Source organism: Streptomyces sp. NPDC008125, assembly GCF_042957125.1.
In the GTDB taxonomy this organism is placed as follows: domain Bacteria; phylum Actinomycetota; class Actinomycetes; order Streptomycetales; family Streptomycetaceae; genus Streptomyces.
Window position 1 is genome coordinate 1 of sequence record NZ_JBIBHR010000061.1, and the last position, 1673, is coordinate 1673.

Annotated in this window: 1 protein-coding gene; it reads left to right on the forward strand. The window is 67.8% G+C overall.

The window, feature by feature from the left end; all coding sequences use genetic code 11:
- Window positions 1–154 precede the first annotated feature (154 nt).
- Window positions 155–1642, forward strand: coding sequence for an IS4 family transposase (locus ACFZAX_RS35430; protein WP_390967099.1), 1488 nt, complete (start codon window positions 155–157; stop codon window positions 1640–1642).
- Window positions 1643–1673: the final 31 nt, after the last annotated feature.

The following is a 1673-nucleotide window of genomic DNA, read 5'->3' on the forward strand; positions in this document are numbered from 1 at the left end:
TATCCCCTGGTGACGTTGCGTGATCCGTCACTTCTGGTGATGTGTCTGCAGAGGCCGGGACACGACAACGGAGTTCCCGGTAGGACAGAAGATCGACCAAGATCCGACTGTCCGCGAGGGAACTCCGTTGGGTACTCAGTGTGCCATCGTCCGCATGCCGTCTGCCATCGCCGAGGGCAGCCAGGCCCCGTTGAGCAGGCTGGCGGCCCCCACGGATCAGCGCTTTGGCGAGCGCATCCGTCTCGGCGTGTTGACCGAGGAGATCAGCCCTGAACTGGTCGATGAGGTTGTGGAGTTGACCGGCTGCGGCGAGCGTCGCCGCCGGTTGTTGCCGGCCCGGGCGGTGGTCTACTTCGTCCTGGCGTTGTGCCTGTTCAGCAGCTCCGACAGTGCCGGGCCGCCGGGATACCGATCGGTTCTACGCTCATTGACGGAGAAGCTGCGGCATCTGCCGGGCCTGTGCGTGCAGCGGCTGCCAACCAGTTCGGCCCTGACAAGGGCCCGGCAGCGGCTGGGCAACAAACCGCTGCAGGCGCTGTTCGAGCGGCGGTGCGGCACGCTGGCCACAAACCTCACTCCGGGCACGTTCGCCTTCGGGCTGCGGCTGGTCGCCTGGGACGGCACCGCGCTGGATGTCCCCGACACCCCGGCAAACGCAGCTGAGTTCGGTTTCACCGGCAAGGGCGGTGTCAACCAGAGCGGACACCCGCAGGTCCGCCTGATGGCACTGACGGAATGCGGCACCCACGCCCTGGTCGATGCGGCCTTCGATGCCGTGGCGAAGTTCAGCGAGCACAAGCTCGCCCGCCGGCTGCTGGCCTCCCTGCGACCGGACATGCTGCTGCTGGCCGACCGCAACTTCGCCGGATACCAGCTGTGGGGCCTGGCCCGCGCCACCGGCGCCCACTTGGCCTGGCGGATCAAGAAGAACCTGGTCTTCGTGCCGCTGCGGGTGCTGTCCGACGGGTCCTACCTGTCCATCATGCGCACGCCCGCGGAGAACATCCGTCACGGTCAGGCCCGCGCGGCCGGACGCACCCTGGCCGAGCCGCCCCGGGGACACCTGGTGCGGATCATCGAGTACACCGTGACCATCCACCCACAGGCCGGCCCGCCCCGCACCGAGACGTTCCGGCTGGTCACCAGCCTGCTGGACCACCGCCTCGCCCCGGCCCGCCAGCTGGCGACGGCATATCACCAGCGGTGGGAGATCGAAAACGGGTTCGCGGAACTGAAGAACCGCCTGCGCGGCGCCGGATTCATCCTGCGTTCCAAGGCGCCCGAGCTGGTCTGCCAGGAGATCTACGCCCTCCTCACCGTCTACCAGGCACTGTGCGCACTGCAGACGCGCGCGGCAGAACACGGAGGGACCGATCCCGACCGGATCTCCTTCACCGTCACCGTACAAATCGCACGGCTGGCCGTCGCTGCCCAGGCCGCAGCGGACGCCACCACACTGGCCGCCGCCCGCCGCGAGGTCACCGCAGAGCTCCTGGCCGCCCTCCTCCCGCCCCGCCGCAACCGGCAGTGCCAACGCATCAAGAAGCCGTCCAAGAACACCTTCGAGGTCAGAAAGCGGGACCAGCCCCGTACTCCCAGTAACGTCCGCTACACACTCAAAGCCACCAAGCACCCCACCTGACCTGCACTGACGCGCTAACTCACCGGCATTG